This is a genomic window from Sinomicrobium soli, assembly GCF_003285545.1.
In the GTDB taxonomy this organism is placed as follows: Bacteria; Bacteroidota; Bacteroidia; order Flavobacteriales; family Flavobacteriaceae; genus Sinomicrobium.
Genome location: NZ_QLNV01000006.1, coordinates 250,252 through 267,943, shown reverse-complemented (window position 1 = coordinate 267,943; position 17,692 = coordinate 250,252). Strand labels below are relative to the sequence as shown.

At 49.7% G+C, this 17,692-nt stretch carries 14 protein-coding genes; 10 read left to right on the top strand and 4 right to left on the bottom strand.

The genetic code is table 11. The features are described from left to right. Positions 1-74 precede the first annotated feature (74 nt). Together dinB and DN748_RS10045 are read left to right on the top strand one after the other, a co-directional pair. Positions 75-1,289, top strand: a complete 1,215-nt coding sequence (gene dinB, locus DN748_RS10050; RefSeq protein ID WP_112371655.1) for a DNA polymerase IV — start codon at positions 75-77, stop codon at positions 1,287-1,289. After that, positions 1,289-4,267: a DNA polymerase III subunit alpha gene (locus DN748_RS10045; protein WP_112371654.1), complete on the top strand. Its 2,979-nt coding sequence runs from the start codon at positions 1,289-1,291 to the stop codon at positions 4,265-4,267. The genes dinB and DN748_RS10045 overlap by 1 nt, the downstream gene beginning before the upstream one ends. 3 nt (positions 4,268-4,270) lie before the next feature. On the opposite strand, the gene DN748_RS10040 is transcribed toward DN748_RS10045, so the two are convergent. From DN748_RS10040 to DN748_RS10025, 4 genes are read right to left on the bottom strand one after another with little or no spacing between them, the layout of a single operon-like run. Beyond that, a complete protein-coding gene (locus DN748_RS10040; protein ID WP_112371653.1) occupies positions 4,271-5,677 on the bottom strand; it encodes a type III PLP-dependent enzyme domain-containing protein in 1,407 nt (468 codons plus the stop codon). Continuing rightward, the gene (locus tag DN748_RS10035; protein ID WP_161554536.1) at positions 5,664-7,460 is read right to left on the bottom strand and encodes an FAD/NAD(P)-binding protein; all 1,797 of its coding nucleotides are present in this window, start codon (positions 7,458-7,460) and stop codon (positions 5,664-5,666) included. Before DN748_RS10035 ends, DN748_RS10040 begins: the two co-directional genes overlap by 14 nt. Further along, positions 7,457-8,398 (bottom strand): 2,3-diaminopropionate biosynthesis protein SbnA, encoded by a 942-nt coding sequence (gene sbnA / locus DN748_RS10030; protein ID WP_161554535.1) that lies wholly within the window; start codon positions 8,396-8,398, stop codon positions 7,457-7,459. Before sbnA ends, DN748_RS10035 begins: the two co-directional genes overlap by 4 nt. A gap of 60 nt (positions 8,399-8,458) precedes the next feature. Then, complete coding sequence (locus DN748_RS10025; protein ID WP_112371650.1) at positions 8,459-10,594, bottom strand: catalase; 2,136 nt, start codon at positions 10,592-10,594, stop codon at positions 8,459-8,461. A gap of 334 nt (positions 10,595-10,928) precedes the next feature. Between DN748_RS10025 and DN748_RS10020 the strand changes: the two genes are divergently transcribed. From DN748_RS10020 to DN748_RS09985, 8 genes are all read left to right on the top strand, one after another. After that, on the top strand, positions 10,929-11,933 hold the full coding sequence (locus DN748_RS10020; protein WP_112371649.1) for an SDR family NAD(P)-dependent oxidoreductase: 1,005 nt from the start codon (positions 10,929-10,931) through the stop codon (positions 11,931-11,933). 19 nt (positions 11,934-11,952) lie between these two features. Beyond that, on the top strand, positions 11,953-12,783 hold the full coding sequence (locus tag DN748_RS10015; protein ID WP_112371747.1) for an AraC family transcriptional regulator: 831 nt from the start codon (positions 11,953-11,955) through the stop codon (positions 12,781-12,783). A 2-nt stretch (positions 12,784-12,785) separates the two neighbouring features. Continuing rightward, positions 12,786-13,550, top strand: a complete 765-nt coding sequence (locus DN748_RS10010) for a methyltransferase domain-containing protein (RefSeq protein WP_112371648.1) — start codon at positions 12,786-12,788, stop codon at positions 13,548-13,550. An 828-nt stretch (positions 13,551-14,378) separates the two neighbouring features. Next, positions 14,379-14,921, top strand: a complete 543-nt coding sequence (locus DN748_RS10005) for a hypothetical protein (protein WP_112371647.1) — start codon at positions 14,379-14,381, stop codon at positions 14,919-14,921. Between the two features lie 713 nt (positions 14,922-15,634). Beyond that, positions 15,635-15,976, top strand: coding sequence for a single-stranded DNA-binding protein (locus DN748_RS10000; RefSeq protein WP_112371646.1), 342 nt, complete (start codon positions 15,635-15,637; stop codon positions 15,974-15,976). Between the two features lie 81 nt (positions 15,977-16,057). Then, the gene (locus tag DN748_RS09995) at positions 16,058-16,438 is read left to right on the top strand and encodes a DUF6876 family protein (RefSeq protein WP_112371645.1); all 381 of its coding nucleotides are present in this window, start codon (positions 16,058-16,060) and stop codon (positions 16,436-16,438) included. Positions 16,439-16,501: 63 nt separating this feature from the next. Continuing rightward, entirely contained in the window at positions 16,502-16,960 is a 459-nt protein-coding gene (locus tag DN748_RS09990) for a JAB domain-containing protein (protein WP_112371644.1), read from the top strand. A 333-nt stretch (positions 16,961-17,293) separates the two neighbouring features. Beyond that, positions 17,294-17,482, top strand: a complete 189-nt coding sequence (locus tag DN748_RS09985) for a hypothetical protein (RefSeq protein ID WP_112371643.1) — start codon at positions 17,294-17,296, stop codon at positions 17,480-17,482. The last annotated feature ends 210 nt before the right edge of the window (positions 17,483-17,692 follow it).

Sequence of the window (17,692 nt, the reverse complement as noted above, 5' to 3'; positions counted from 1 at the left end):
GTTTGGAAACAACGTCCCTTCTTTTGTAATTTTGGACATTTTCCAATTACTTGGAATATATCCAATTTTTAATAATGAGCACTACAATTCTCCATATGGATTTGGACACCTTTTTCGTGTCCTGTGAACGACTGCTGGACACCCGTTTGATGAAACGGCCCCTGCTTGTCGGTGGCCTTGGCGATCGGGGGGTTGTGGCGGCATGCAGCTATGAGACCCGGCGGTTCGGGGTGCATTCGGGCATGTCCATGAAAGTGGCCCGCAGGCTCTGCCCGGAGGCAACGGTCATCAAGGGCAATGCCGGTACCTACATGAAGTTTTCAGACAATGTAACGGAGATTATCCGCGAAAGTGTTCCCCTCTTTGAAAAGGCCAGTGTGGACGAGTTCTATGCCGACCTTTCGGGCATGGACCGTTTTTTCGGGTGTTATAAATATGCCTCGGAACTGCGCCAACGGATATTGAAGGAAACCGGGCTGCCCATCTCCTTCGGACTGTCCAAGAACAAGGTGGTCTCCAAAGTGGCCACCGGGGAGGCCAAGCCCAACAACCAGATGATGATCGATTTCGGCTACGAACGGGAGTTCCTGGCCCCGCTCTCCATCCGGAAACTGCCCTCCGTCGGGGAAAAGACTTATGGACTTTTGTCCAATATGGGAGTCACCACGATCCGCACCCTTCAGGAACTGCCCCTGGAAATGATGGAAAGTGGCTTTGGCGTCCATGGCCGTACCATCTGGATGCGGGCCCACGGACTGGACAACCCGCCCCTCGTCCCCTTCCATGAACGAAAGTCCATTTCTTCCGAGCGTACCTACGGCAAGGACACCATCGATATGGACAAACTGGAGACCACGCTGGTGGCCATGGCCGAGAACCTGGCCTACCAATTGCGGCGTGGCCAGAAAATGACGGGCTGTGTCAGCGTGAAAATACGCTACAGCGATTTCCAGACCTATACCAAACAGAAACGCATTCCCTATACCAGTGCCGACCATATCCTTATCCCCCTGGTCCGGGAATTATTCCATTCCCTGTACCAGCGCAGGATGCTCATCCGTCTGGTCGGGGTCAACTACAGCCATATCGTGGGTGGCTACTATCAGATAGATTTGTTTGAGGACAGCGACAAACGACTGGACCTCTACCAGGCCATGGACAAGATCCGCAACCGCTTCGGGGAATCCGCCCTGATGCGGGCCTCGGCCCTGGGTGCCCGTACCATCGGAAGGGGCGGGAACCCCTTTGATGGAAAGCCTCCTATTTTATTGGCCCATAGACAGCAATAATGTACCTGAATTGCCATACATATTACTCCCTGAACTACGGAACTTTTTCCGAGGAGGAACTCTTGGCCCTAGCCGAAGCCCAAGGGGTCCGGACGTTGGCATTGACCGACATCAACAATACCTCCGTGGCCATGAACTTTGTACGCCTGGCCCGGATGCAAGGTATCAAGCCCGTGGTGGGCATTGATTTCCGCAACGGCAACCAACAGCAGTTCGTGGCATTAGCCAAGAACAATGAAGGATTTCGAGAGCTCAATGCCTTTTTGTCCGGGCACCTGCATTCGGGAAAACCAATAGCCCCCGATGCTCCGGCCTTTGATAATGCCTATATTATTTACCCTTTTGAGAAGGTACTGAAAGAGGAACGCTCCCGGTTCCGGGAACGTGAATTCATCGGGGTATCCCTGGGGCAACTGCGCAAACTGCGTTTTTCCCATTACCGGAATGAGCACGATAGACTGGTGCTCTTGCAGCCCGTGACCTTCAGGAACAAAAAGGATTTCAATACCCATCGGCTGCTCAGGGCCATCGGCCTGAATACCCTGCTCAGTAAACTGCCCCAATCGGAACAGGGCAACCCCGACGATACCATGCGGCCCATTTCGGAGGTGGAAGGGCTTTTGGCCGACTTTCCCCATATCCTGGCCAATACCCGGAAATTGCTGGAGGACAGTTCCCTTGATTTCGGGTTCGGGAAGGACAGGGTCTCCCAGAACCAATCCCGCTTCCTGGAATCGAAAGAAGCCGATTTCCAAAAGTTGAGGGAACTCGCCCAAGCAGGGCTGCCCAGGCGTTATGCCAACCCTTCGGAAAATGTAAGACAACGGATGGAACGGGAACTGGAAACCATCCGGAAACTGGACTTCGTATCCTACTTCCTCATCAACCACGATATTGTTTCCTATGCCCGGTCCAGGGACTATCCTTATGTGGGACGGGGTAGCGGGGCCAATAGCCTGGTGGCCTACCTAATCGGTATCACCGATGTGGACCCCATCGAACTGGACCTGTATTTCGAGAGGTTCATCAACCCATTTCGGGCCTCGCCCCCTGATTTCGATATTGATTTCTCGACATGGGACCGGGACGATGTCACGGCCTATATCTTTAAACGTTTTGACCATGTCGCCCTGTTGGGCACCTACAACACCTTTAAGTACCGGGCCGCCGTCCGGGAACTGGGCAAGGTCTTCGGCCTGCCCAATGAAGAAATCGACAAGCTGGTCTCGGACCGTCTCAAACACCATGACCTGGATGAGCTCTCCATGCTGGTTTTGAAATACGCCACCTATATTCACGGGATGCCCAACTACGTCAGCGTACATTCCTCGGGAATCTTAATCCTGGACCGTTCCGAGCATTACTATTCGGCCACTACTCTACCGCCCAAAGGTTTTCCGACGGTACAGTTCGATATGATCATTGCCGAGGATGTGGGGATTTTCAAGTTCGATATCCTGGGACAACGTGGACTGGCCAAGATCAAGGAGGCCATCTCGATCATTCGGGAGAACCAGCCCGAAGCGGAACTATGGGACATCAAGGATGTGGAACGCCTCAAACGGGACCCCAACATCAACCGTTTGTTAAGCGAAGGTCGGGCCATCGGGGCCTATTATGTGGAGTCTCCGGCCATGCGGGGCCTGATGAAAAAACTGGGCACCCATGACTACTTGGGACTGGTAGCCGCCAGTTCCGTCATCCGCCCGGGTGTCTCCTCCTCGGGAATGAAGGACGAATATATCCGTAGGGAGCGGGAACCGGAACGCCGGAAGCAGGCCAATCCCATTCTCTTGGTGATCATGCCAGAGACCCATGGCATCATGGTGTATCAGGAAGATGTACTTAAAGTGGCCCACCTGTTTGCAGGGCTGGACCTGGGCGAGGCCGATGTCCTGCGCAGGGGCATGAGCGGCAAGTTCCGCTCCCGGGAGGAATTCCAGGCCGTCAGGACCAAGTTTTTTGTCAACTGTAAGGAAAGGGACCATGATGCCGCTTTGACCAACATGGTCTGGGAGCAGATTGAGAGTTTTGCAGGCTATGCCTTTGCAAAGGGACATTCCGCTTCCTATGCCGTGGAAAGTTACCAGAGCCTTTACCTGAAATGTTATTTCCCGCTGGAGTTCATGGTCGCCGTGCTCAACAATGGCGGTGGCTTCTACGATATGGAACTCTATGTCCATGAGGCCAAAATGTGGGGGGCTTCCATCCTTCCGCCCTGTATCAACCGGAGCGACCATATCAATATCATTCATGGACGTAACATTTACCTGGGGCTGGGAAACCTGCGGGATCTCGAACGGCCTGTCATCCAGCGGTTGCTGACCGAACGGCAGCTCCATGGCAAGTTCCGGGACTTTGATGATTTTATCGACCGGGTGCCCATTTCCATAGAACAACTCTCCATACTGGTACGTATCGATGCCTTCCGTTGTTTTGGGGTGCCCAAAAAGGAAGTCCTTTGGCATGCGGTGTTCAAGACCCGTGCCTATGGTAAACGCACGACCCAGACACTACTGTTCAAGCCCAGGCACCGGAACTTCAAGCTGCCCCAGTTGCCCTCCCACCCCGTTGAGGATGCCTACGACCAACTGGAACTATTGGGTTTCCCCCTATGCGGGTACTATGCCCTGATGGACGGGGAACCAAAGAGCCGACTTGTGTACCAGGATTTTCCGGACCATTTGAACAGAAAGATACTGGTCTATGGTGCCATGGTGCACACTCGTACCAATACCACCTCCAAAGGGGAAGTCATGCGCTTTACCACCATGCTGGACCTGGAGGGGAATTTCTTTGATTGTGTCCACTTTCCGCAGGTCATGGACCAAACGCCCATTCATGGCAAGGGCATCTATGCCTGTTATGGAACGGTGACCGAGGAGTTCGGGCATTATAGTTTAGAGGTTATGGCCACCAAAAAACAACCCCTGAAACCTGATCCCAGACAGGCTTCAAGAGCATTTGTAAGAAAATAAAATCTAAATGCCATATAATTTGTCCTCTTCGTAAAGAAGATTTGCCGCCAGTTCGAACCTGTGGGCCCGGGATTCGTAAAAATGCATCATATACCCTGCCGTATTGATAAAAACGATCCAGTCTCCTGTTACAGGAAGGTTCCGGAACCTTATTTTTCGTTTGAGTATAAATTCCTGTTCCAGGCAATATCCGCCTACCAGATATCCTTCGGCTTCCGGCCCGGAGCTGGAAACACGGCTTATATGAACAGGGTCGGAAAGAAAATCGGCACTGGAACTCCTGAGCTGGGTGCGGTTCATCTCCAGTCCCACCAGAGTATTTCCGGCGCTGTCCTTTTTGGTAAAGCATACTTTTGCCAGCGTTATCCCGCACTGGTCCAGTAGCGACCTGCCCGGTTCCAGGTGCACCCGGATACCCTGCGAACGGAGCACCTCGCACAAGCGCTCACCCTTTTCATTCGTACTGTCCAGCACGGTTCTGAGAAATTCTGCCCCGTGTTCCCGGTTAAAATAAGGATATACCTGCGGGCTGCCGATAACCTCTCCGCGGTACAACTGCAGTCCCAGGCCGTCGTTGTGAATGGTTATGGGGCTGCGGTCTCCCCTTACCGACTTCTCCAGCTCCCGGAAAAAATCGCGCCACTGGGTTTGCTGTTCCAGATAGTTTACCAGTATTCCTCCGCCCATATCTATACTTTCGGTAGCAAAACCTTTCTCTTTCAGCAGACGTACGGCCTCCAGGCACTGCCATAAGGCTTCTGCCCTTTGCCCGGTAGAATAACCACTGAGATGAAAATGAAGTCCGCGATACTTCAAAAGGTGATATGTTCCGTCATGGCCAAGGTTCCGGCCTGCCCAACCGGGAATTTCTCCTACCGGAAACCCGAACCGGCTGTACAATACCTCTCCCTCATAGCGAAAATGACTGGCCCTGAGCTGCACCGGTACCGTACACCCTGCCTCCTCACAAACCGATTGAATTAACCGGCATTCGTCTTCGTTATCGATGACCAGGGGAACGCCATGCGTCACGGCAAGTTTTACGAGCGCTTTGTTCTTGACCGCTGCAGTAACCACCAGTTTGCGTGGATCGGCTCCCTGTTCCAGACATTCCCGGAGCTCCGTATAGCTGGCCGTATCCACACCTTCCCCTTCGCCCAGGGCTACTTCAGGGTATACCAGACATTTATTGGCCTTACGGGCAAAAAACAAGGTATATTCGAGTCCGAGGTTATCGAAAACGGACCGGAATTTTCCGATATTTTCCCGGAAAGGCACCGTACAGTGGATATTTACCGGCGACCCGTGCAGTGATAATGCTGTTTCCATACGCTCTTCCTGTCGTAGCAGTTCGTGTACCCACGGATGGACCACCGGGGTGAGTTCCGGCAGATAATCAGGTTTTTTCATAACAATTTTCTTTTAAAGTCCGGGCCCAGAGTGCCCCGAAATTATGTTTTTCACGCGAAAGGCTGTCATTGTCAAGTACTGTTCCCTCGGTAGGAGTGCCATAGGCATACACCTGCAAGACACTTCCGGAGGCGGTAATCACCCTTCCGTTCCGGTCTAAGGTTATGGCCCCCACACGGAAGGTATCATTAACCAGCGGAGTTACCAGCCCCTTATCGTTAAGGTTTGCATACAGCCTGTTATTCCCTTTTTCCAGAGCGGCGCGGGCTATACGGGCATCGATTAGGGCGGTAACGGTCTGCAAACCGTCCGGGACCGATAACATTACCTGTTCCTGGTCCACCCGAAGCTGTGCAGGGGGCTCGCCGGGCAGGCGTATGGTCCCCGACCGTATCAGGGCAAGGACTTTTTTCATGTTAACTACCGGCGGACCGAAACTTACCCTGGATAACGGGCCGTACCAGTTCTTGAGGAACTCACGGTGCGACTCACCGGTAAACCCGCAGAACTCATATAACTGTGCAACCAGCGGTGTGGCGATGCGCCATACTGCTGCGGCAGCCATAAGCGGGCTGTGACATTCACCTTTTTCAGCCTCGGCTATGGTATGGGCCATATAATCGATAATAAATGCTCCGTATGAGGAGTACTCTTTCTGCCATTGCGCAGCAGGAAACAACAGCTGCTTCCACCCGAAACGCTGTGCTCCGGGAAGTTTGTCCATATATTCAGAAACGGCATTTTCCTCCCTGGATCCGAGTAGGGTACTGTAATAGGCAAAACATATTTCCTTCTGAAGCACCGGGAGGATATCCGATGTAAAATCAAGGGGCTTTTTCTTTTTAAGCCGGTCTGCCCATTCCTGGCTGAGATAAAACAGACGGTATGTCTTGTGGTATATCCCCATACGGGGGATCATGGGTAGATTACTCCTGGAAAAAGGGTACAGCAACGGTTCGCTCCCCGAGGGACTGTAGGTCAGGGTATCTCTCCCGTGAAAACGGCCTCCCCTTCCTTCGGTAAGGGCAAGTGCCACATCCGTAAACGATAGCCCCATTCCCAGAACAGCAACGGCATCCCCGGCCGGAATGGCATCGAGCAAGGCTACCGGATAGGGCGACCTGAAGTAAAGGAACCCCGGCTTTTCCGTAATCTCGTCCGGAAAAGAAGTGCTATTATCATAACAATGCCCTGTACACAACAACACGCTCCGGTAAACGTATCCCGGCAACGGAGGAAAAGCTATCCGCCCACCGGGTAGTGGCTCCATTGCCGTGATCTCACGGGCCACCATACAGATCTCAATATGTTCCGGAAGGTGGTCGAACAAGCAATACAGGTAATCCCGCAGATAGGTCCCGACAAGCGCCCTGGAAGCAAAATCCTCTGCAGCCGGACGTTCCTCCGAAGTGGTTTTTGCCGCTATCCATTCCACCAGGTCGGGAAAAGACGGAATTACCGATACGGGAAGCGCACGGGTATGACATCGGATATGGCCGATACAAAAGTTTATGAGCAGGAATTCCGGCTGGGTTGTCCTGAAATTGGGGCCACAGGCAAAAAAGTTATCGCTGTTGAACCAGTGGATGCAGCACTTCCCGGAACCATCCTTAAGCGCACTGACCGCCCGTTCCAAAGCATAAAGTCCTTTAGGCCCTCCTCCCACCACCGCAATATGCCGGAATGAGCCGGGGTCGGGCAGGCGGCTATGTCGGGCATAAAACGACTGCCAACAGCGTTCTTCCCGGTTTCCGCAACCTATATGTGCCCTGGTCCAGATCATTGCCCCGCATTTACCCATGTCTCATTATAAATCGTATCCAGGTACCGCTCGCCACTATCGGCAAATATCCCTACTACATCACTACCCGGCGGTATTTCGGGACTAAGTTGCGTCACTGCTGCAATAACCGCACCGGAAGATCCTCCTATAATCATTGCTTCGGTCTCCACCACTCTCCTGCAGGCTGCTACGATATCTTTTTCGGCGATATGAAGTACCCGGTAAATTTTTTCCGTTTTGACGAATGAGGATGGTCTTGAAGAACCCATTCCCGGAATACGCCGCTTTGCCGATGTATCCTTGAAGATGACACTCCCTTCGGCGTCTACAGCCACCAGTCGCGTTTGATGCCCCAGGTTTTCCAGTCCTCCGTAGATCCCCATCAGCGTTCCGCAGGTACTGGTAGGAACAAAAATATAGTCCGGTACGCGCTGTAAAGACTGGAGGATTTCCTTTACGGTCTCAAAATGGGCGCCGGGATTGTCGGGATTGGTATATTGATCCGGATGAAAACTGTCGGGAAGCGTATCAAGCAGGTCTTTGACCTTCTGCAAACGAGTGTTGAGAAAACCTCCTTTACCGTCATCCTCCTCTACACATACCAGTTCCGCGCCGAAAGCCCGTAGAATCTTCTCGGCCTGGGGATTGATATAAGGGTCCACTACAAGGACGAGCCTAAGCCCCATAAGGCGGCATATTCTTGCCAGACCAATCCCCATATTTCCGGAAGTAGACTCCACAATAGTCGTTTCCCGGGTAATATGCCGATTTTCAATAGCCCTTTTTATAATCCGCGTTGCCGTACGGTCCTTAATACTTCCACCGGGGTTCATATATTCCAGTTTGGCATAAAACTGTAGGGCCTGCGAAGAAAACACGTGCTGCATTCGTACCAGCGGGGTGTTCCCTACGGGAAGTGAAGAAGGTTTTATTTTCATAACCATTTTTGAGATTAATATTCAAACGGGGTATGGCGGGGCAGTGCAGAAAACGGAGGTTCAGGCAGGGACTTTCCTTTTCGGCTCGCGTTCCCATACCCTGTGACTTTTCAGGGCGGAAATAAAGCCTTTTACCAGGGTGTTACCGGAGCCAAACAGCAACCCTTTATCGTTCTTTTCCTTTTTTATATAGGTGTGCTCCAGCAGTTGTTCCGCATCTTCAGAAAAGGCAAGGGGCTTACAGTGGCGGTACATTTCATGGATAAAATGAAAGACATCGGGCTCCTTTTGCAGTGTTTTTACCGATTTTTCTCCTCCCGGCACATACAAACCGTCGTACAATACGGAAGCATCGGTAAGGAAACTGTGGCCGATCTCAATTTTCTGACCACCAGAAGTTTTTATATTTCCTACATCGGGAGCGATGAAGACCACCTCGGCACCTCCTTTTTCAAGCTCCTTTTTAAGCTGGTCTACGGAATTATCGGCTACACCACCGGCCACAAGAAATGCAATCTTCCGCGTGGCTATGCTGTTATTCTTCTGCATGGCCATACTCAGTGCCGGGGATTTTTCCACTTCCGGCTTCGGTGGTTTTACCGGGTAATCGGGATGGTTCTGCCTGGCAAACCGTAGAGTATCTTCAGACAGTCCCTTCGGTACCCGAAGCCCGAGTCTGGAGGCCACCTTCCCGGCCAGGTCACGGTCTATTTCCGCCAATATGCCAAGATATCGCTTCCGGATGGCCACGCCCCCCACCTTGCCCAGCTCAAAACTGTAGGCATCGGCTATATGGGCCTGTTCTTCCGGGGTCTGACTTTGATAAAAAAGCCTGGCCTGGGTAAAATGATCGGCAAAGCTCTTGCTCCTTCCCCTTACTTTCGGGGCACTGACCTTTTCGGGATAGGACCCAAACCCCCGTCCTTCCATCATGGCATGGTAAGGGCAGCCGCCCCCGAGACTGTTAGGAAAATAGCTCGCCTTGCCTTTTACGATATCCCGTCTCATGAAACCATCTCTCTGGTTATTGTGCACCGGTGCCACGGAACGGTTTATCGGCAGTTCGTGAAAATTGGTACTCCCCAGGCGGCTCAGCTGGGTATCGGAATACGAGAACAATCTTCCCTGCAACAAGGGATCGTCAGAGAAATCAATACCGGGAACAATATGCCCGGGATGAAAGGCTGCCTGCTCGGTTTCGGCAAAGAAATTCTCAGGATTTCGGTTCAACGTCATTTTTCCTACGCGCTGTACAGGTACCAGTTCTTCCGGAACAAGCTTGGTAGGGTCCAGCACGTCAAAAGAAAATTTATCGGCTTCTTCCTGCGTAAAAATCTGCAATCCGAGTTCCCATTCCGGGTAATTTCCCTTTTCGATATTTTCCCACAGGTCCCGGCGATGAAAATCAGCATCGAATCCGGAGATCTTCTGGGCTTCATCCCAGGCAACCCCGTGAACTCCCAGAAGGGGTTTCCAGTGGAATTTCACAAATACGGAGTCTCCCTTTTCATTGACCAGCCGGAAAGTGTGTATACCGAAACCTTCCATCATTCTCAGGCTTCTCGGAATGGCTCGGTCAGACATCGTCCACATCACCATATGAGCCGCCTCGGGCATCAGGGATACAAAATCCCAGAACGTATCATGAGCCGATGCCGCCTGCGGCATTTCGTTATCCGGCTCGGGCTTTACGGCATGTATAAGATCGGGGAAATTAATAGCATCCTGTATAAAAAACACCGGTATATTATTTCCCACCAGGTCGAATATGCCCTCATGGGTATAGAACTTTACGGCAAAACCACGTGCATCCCTGGCAAGATCGGTAGAGCCTTTCGAGCCGGCAACCGTGGAAAAGCGGACAAATACGGGAGTTTCTGTCCCGGTATCACAGAGAAAAGAAGCCCTGGTATATTTTTTAAGTGATTTGTACAGGGTAAAGGTGCCATGTGCCGCACTACCCCTGGCATGTACGATACGCTCGGGGATACGCTCGTGATCGAAATGGAATATTTTCTCGCGAAAGATAAAATCTTCCAGCAGGGACGGACCGCGCTCCCCTGCCTTAAGCGTGTTATTGTTGTCGTGCACATTTACTCCCTGATTTGTGGTAAGGATTTTATCCTTATTATCCACCATATCCTTATTCAATTGCACTTTTTTTTCATTACCGCCCTTTGTCTTTTTAGTTGCCATCTTAATACTTTTTGAACTTTTATGTTATATAATATAGTAAAAATCAACAACATCAAGTAAGAACAACACCTTTTTAACAGTATTTTACCAAACCCTGTTATAAAAATCAATTGCACAACCTCCATTATCTCCACAAGCTAAACCCGGAACACATTTCCCGAACCGGTGACCGGAAAGGTTCTTCCGTAAGTTACCCGACAATGAGTTCCCTATAATTTCCGGAATCCGGGAAAGATAAAAACCATAGACCTTTTGAACAAAGTGTTTTCGGACGTTTGAACAAAGTTCCCCGTAATCAACGCCCCTACCTTTGTTCCATCAAAAAATCTAAAAAATGGAACACACCAATTATCAGGGGGCCCAGCAACGCCCCATCGGTTCAGGTTTCAATGCAAAATCTACCACAAGCGAGGTCATCCGGGGCATTGACCTAAGCGGGAAAACAGCTATTGTTACCGGGGGAAATACAGGTATCGGACTGGAGACCGTAAGCACGTTGTCAAGTGCCGGGGCCAGTGTCATCGTTCCGGCAAGGGACATCGAAAAGGCAAAACGGAACCTGGATGGCATCGCAAATGTAGAAATCGAGGTCATGGACTTAATGGAACCGGCCTCCATAGTTGCCTTTGCCGAAAAGTTCCTCGCCTCACAAAGACCACTCCACCTGCTTATCAACAATGCAGGCATTATGTGGGTGCCGTTGCGCCGGGACAAACGTGGCTTCGAGTCCCAATTGGCCACAAATTACCTGGCACCCTTCCAGCTTACCGCCAGGCTATGGCCTGCCCTTAAAAATGCACAGGGGGCAAGGGTGGTCAATGTCTCTTCCGGAGGGCACCAGTTCGCTGATTTTGACTTTGAAGACCCGCATTTCAGGCAACGGGACTATGAGACCCTTTTGGGCTACGGGCAGTCAAAAACCGCCATGAACCTGTTTTCCCTTGAACTGGATGCCCGTGCAAAAAAATACGGGGTCAGGGCCTATGCGCTTTGTCCCGGTGCCGTGGGCGGAACGGAACTCTCCCGGGAAGCACCAACAGACCTGTTCCAAAAGCTGGGGTACACCGATGCGGAGGGAAACATCCTGCCCGAAGTCGCAGCTTCGCTGAAGACCATTCCCCAGGGAGCTGCCACAACGGTCTGGTGTGCCACCAGCCCCATGCTGAATGAAATGGGCGGGGTGTATTGCGAAAACGTGGATGTGGCACAATTGGGAGAGAATACTTCCGTCATCGGTGGGGTCAAACCCTATTCCCTGGACAGGGAAAATGCAAAACGCTTGTGGAAATGGAGTGAAGAAATGACCGGGTTGACCTTCGACACCGGCTCCATTTCGTAACTTTGCAGGTATGGAGGCCATGGACTATACAGTGGATTACATCAATCCCGAGATCAAACTTTCCTGCTACGGGGGCAAGCTGTTCAAGACAGAGGCCGCCTTTGACGACCATCTGCTGGTATGGTTGATCTCGGGGGAAACCAGGGTTATAGGTGCCGATGAAAACCTGGTGTTCGGTAAGGGAAGTACCTTCATGATACCACGGCACCTGCTGGCCACCATCATCAATGTACCAAAGGACGGATTGCCGCACAAGGCCGTGGCCATGCACCTCTCCATAAATAGGCTCCGTGAATTTTACAGGGACAGGGAAATGACCCCAAGACCTGCCCCTGGCAAAATAAGGAGTTTCCGGGAGCATCCCCTTTTACGGAGTTGCATGGCATCGCTCATCCCCTATTTTGAAATGCAGGGAACTTTTCCAGGGGATATTGCCTCATTGAAGATCAACGAGGCCATCAGTATCCTCAGGAATATTGACCCCGGGATCGACCATGTACTGGCCAATTTTGAGGAACCGCATAAAATAGACCTGGCGGCCTTTATGGAAAGGAATTTTATGTTCAACATGCCGCTGGAGAAATTCAGCTATCTCACCGGGAGGAGCCTGACCACGTTCAAAAGGGACTTCCACAAAACCTTTGGCACTACACCACAACGCTGGCTGACGTACAAACGCCTGGAAAGAGCCCATTACCTGTTTACCGAAAACCATAGGCGTCCCATCGAGGTGTGTTATGAAACGGGCTTTGAGAACCTGTCCCATTTTTCCTTTGCCTTTAAAAAACAATATGGCTATGCACCCACCCAGTTGCTGGCCAGATTGGACATTGCATCAAAATCACATTGAATATGCCATGGAACCCGGATACATACAACCAGTTCAAACAAATCAGGTACCACCCTTTTTTCGACCTCATGGATATGATATCAGAAAAAGGATTGAAAAAGGGTGTGGACATCGGTTGCGGGACCGGGGAACAGACCGCCTTGCTCTCCGGGAAATTCGAAAAGGCCCATTTTCTGGGTATTGATTCCTCAGCGGAAATGCTCGCAGGCTCGGAAAAGTTTGCCGGGGACAATGTACGGTTCCAGAACCGCTCCGTGGAGGCCTTTGCCCGGGATGGTACCACCTGGGACCTCATTTTCAGTAATGCCGCCCTGCAATGGGCAAATGGGCATCAGGAACTCTTTCCCGCGTTAATGGCGAAACTCCATACCAACGGGCAATTTGCCATACAGATGCCCGTACAGAACGAAAATCTGCTCAATAGGATACTGCTCGAACTCGTACAGGAACGACCCTTTGCAGGTTTCCTTCAGGGTTACCGCAGACTATCACCTGTGCTGGGCATGGACGACTACGCCCAACTCATGTTCGACAGTGGCCTGGGGCAAATACAAATCATCCAAAAGGTATATCCCATCATTGCGGATGGACCGGATAAACTCTTTGATTTTATTTCGGGTTCTGCATTGATTCCTTATATGGAACGCATGTCGGAAAAACAGCAAGAGCTGTTCGTCACTGAATTTAAAAACCGTATCCGCTCGACCTTCAAATTTCCGGCCATATATGCGTTCAAGCGCCTGTTCCTCTATGGGACAAGGTCATAGTTCCATGATGGCCTGTTTGGTATAATATCCCCAGTGGTATAAACCTATTCCTTACCCTTATCCATGGATACATTTCCATATACACCGTAAAATCCGTTGTCCGGTTAATCCGAAGGCAGCCATTTCCCCTTCCATAAAATCTCCACTCCTGTTCCCGGTTCCTGTAAGAACCGGAAAGTCTACTGCATCATCTACCAACTACCACAAGACAACGTGCCTCATAGTAGGCAGGTTTAAATTCCGTTCATGGCGCAATAATCAAATAAGGAAGTCCAAGGACAGGGTTTCTTCACGCCATCCCTTCGTCAAGCCCTTCTTGGGGCCTTGCCGGGGCTGTCTGAAACCCGGTCATTGGCCAAAAGATTTTAAGGGGTTTTATAATAAAAAAAGCCCTGGTTGTTTTTCGGGGCCTCGAAAAACAGGGCAGTGCCCAAGGACTTCTATTCAGGACACGATTTGCTTGCCTCGCTAAACTGCGGTATCGCTCACCCGCAAATCAGTCAGAAAGAATTCCTAAGGCCCTTGTAGAACCTGTCAAGGCCAGGACAAGTTTACGAAACAAATGCGGGCTTCCACTTCCTCGTTTTTAGCCCTGCGGTAAAAACCACGTCGCAGACCCTCCCGATTTCTCCCGTAAAGCCTGGACAGAACCCACTTGTTTTATGGTGCTGCGCACGTAGGAAAGCAAACAAACACCCCCTTAAAATTTAAGTGTCTTACATAACCATCTTATTCGAATATCAGCCTTAGACCAATAGGCGCGTCCAACCTTAAAACAAGGCACAAACAATATATGGATCGTATACATACCCTTAAAACACGGAAGTTATGGAAAATTGGAACAGTATCAAAAACCAGGAGATCAAAAGGAAATTTGTCAACCGGGAAGTCCTGGCTCCGGTGAACCTGTTGGTGGAATACATCTTGTCTCATGAAGATCCGGATGCTCCCTTTAGCCTGGATGACATTACCCATCTATACTACTATACGGATGCCGAAGGAAATCACTACTCGGAAACCGAAAAAGTATACCAGCTTGAAACCTGGCAGGAAGCATTGGAAGAGGCAGAAATCCTGTTGGAAGAAGATCCCGACAATACCGCTCTGATCAGCCGTATCTCGGCCCTGGAAAATGACATTGAAGCTCTGGAAAACGCTGAACAACAGATGTGGGAAATCTATGAATGGTGGATCATTACCCCCTGGCTCGCAAATGAATTGAAAGCTTACAGTAAACCAATACTTACTGATGGACAAAATTACTACTGGGGACGCTGTACCACCGGGCAGGCCATCCTGCTGGACCGTGTGATCAGCCGGATTTGTGAGGATATGGAAATTCTACACGGAATGTGTAATGCCTGGCTTTAAGCCGGGCCTTTTTTTGGGATTTGGTGATTGTATTTACGCTCCGTGATAGGAAGTAAGCGCTTCCTATATCACGTTTTCCACGATCACCACAATCTCTTTTTTTCATCCTTAAAACTATTAAGGGAACCATTCAAGAAAAATCAATTAAAGCTGTTTAAACACTCTCTGAGACTTCCGTATTTCCGGCTATTCCCGTGGCAATTCCAATAATCCCCCTCCCCGCCTCACCCCAAGTTTTTTCGATGCCATTCTCGGCAAATGCTTCCTCATGCATTTGCTGGTCGAATAGCCAAAAACCCGGGGTAAGCCCCCCCTAAATTTTAAGGGTTTATAATAAATGAAGCTCTGCATGTTTTTCCGGGACAACGGAAAAACAAGTGCGGTATAACGAATTCTAATCAGGACACCGGTCATTTCACTCGCTTAACTACCGGTACGCTCCCTCATAACCGGGTCTGAAAGAATTCCTAATACCCCATGGAACCTGTCCAGGCCAAGACAAGTTTCTGAAACAAATGCCGGTATCCACTGCCTTGTTTTTAGCCCTTCGGTAAAAACTACGTGGCGGACCCTCCCGATTTCTTCCCGAAAGCCTGGACAGAACCCACTTCATTTATGGTGCTGCGCACGTAAGAAAGCAAACAAACACCCCTTAAAATTTAATCGCTGTCAACGCTACAAGGGGTATTTATTAACCTTTAATTTTTTCAATTATGAGTACATTAAGAAACCGAGTTCAACTCATCGGAAATGTAGGGCAAGACCCTGAAATCACTACCCTGAAAAATGGTAGGAAAGTAACCCGTTTTTCACTCGCCACCAACGAGTATTACAAAAACACTAAAGGAGAAAAAGTGCAGTCCACCCAATGGCACTTTATTGTAGCCTGGGGTAGAAATGCAGAGATTGCCGAAAAGTATGCCGGAAAAGGCAAGGAAATTGCCCTGGAAGGCAAACTCACCTCCCGATCCTACGAGGACAAGGAAGGGCACACCCGTTATGTGACCGAGGTCGTAGCTTCCGAAATCCTCCTGTTAGGTGGTAAACCGGAATAATTCAAGCAAAAGAGGGTGTTAATCTTCCTAAGACGGCACCCTCTTTCTTTTCTCATTTATTAACCTTTAAAGGAAATCAAAATGAATATCAAAGCTAAAAAAATTTCAGAAGAATTGAAACATTTTACCGGGTCAGAGACCTTTTACACCCTCCAGCTCTTTAATGCCCGGTACACTGAAGGAGTGCAATACCTCGTGGATAAAGCCGGTTGCTTTTGGCTGGTGATCGATATTTGCGCTGTTTGCGTTAGCCCGCTAAACCCGCACTCCTTTGCATGTATTACCCTGAACCTCTGGAATGAGCAGGAGCAAAAGGAAAAAGGGTGTGTAGCCACCCTGACCTATGACGACGGGAATGGGAATGTCTTTTATACGGCCAATTACGCCTATACGGACTTCCCGTTACCACACATCAAATTCTACTTTACCGATCGTACGTTACTCCTACCCAGTGAATACTAAACCTCAAAAAGGGGGCTACCCGCTCCCTTTTTTCCCTTTTAACCATTCATAAAAATTTCCACGATGAAACAGCAAAAATACACCCTTAACGAAATACAGGTGAGTTACAGGAATAGGTTAAGTATTAAGGAACATGAAAAGGTCATTTCCTCAAAACACGCTAAGGAGGTCTTATATCACCTCTGGGATAAGGATACCATAGCCCTGCATGAATCCTTTAAGGTACTATTGCTGAACAATTCCAATAAATTCAAAGGGGTTTATGAATTGTCCAAAGGCGGGATTACCGGCGCCTTGGTGGATATCCGTATCCTGATGGCCATAGCCCTTAAAACGCTCAGTACGGCACTGATTGTAGCCCATAATCACCCCTCCGGAATACTTTGCCCGAGTGATGCAGATATTAAAATAACGAAGAAAATCCAACGGGCATGCAAATATTTCGATATTAAGCTACTGGATCATATTATCCTCAGCCCATCCGGGGAATACTACAGTTTTGCCGATCAAAGAATCCTGTAACCATAACCGGAATCATAAGTAAAACCTTTGGGGTATGCTCAAAGGTTTTTTTGTGCCCATCCCTTAGAAGTAATACGCTTTACATATCGCTTTTTGCGCGGATCGAACGCCCAAAAAGCGATAAGGGGCAAGCTCGTTTTTTATGGTCGGGGCATACCGGAAACAAACCTATCCCTTATTCACCGTAAAGGTCGTCCTTAAAAAATATTCCCATCAAAAGACTACGGCATAAAGCCGCTCGTGCCTCGCTTTTTATTCCGTTTCCTTTTGAGCTGAAATTTTTCTGAAGAACGGCCTTCACGGTAAATAATTAATAACTTAAATGCATGCATTATGAAGACAACAGTCAAAAAATCGCTGGAGATCCCGGCACGCAAACACCCCAGGAAAACATCCAACACCTCCAAAAAGGTGGTGGAAAACAAAAACACCAAAGAAAAATCATTTACCCTGGTGGTCAATCTTTGGATATTCCGATACGAATATTCCAAAGAACAAACAGAAACGCCACAGGAGAAATAGTTCTCTTAAAGGCCCTTGCAAAAGGGTCTTTTTTTTGATCGTTACCGGCAGCATCTGACGTTTTGAGATCCTCAAAAAATCATTTCCATACGATTCCCTCACAAATATGCCTAATTGCAGGGAAATCGCGTTTTTCCCTGACCGGGATTGTGCCTATATTTAAGACAGGATATCATATCCCACTTTGGTACGGCTACCGTATGATCCGAC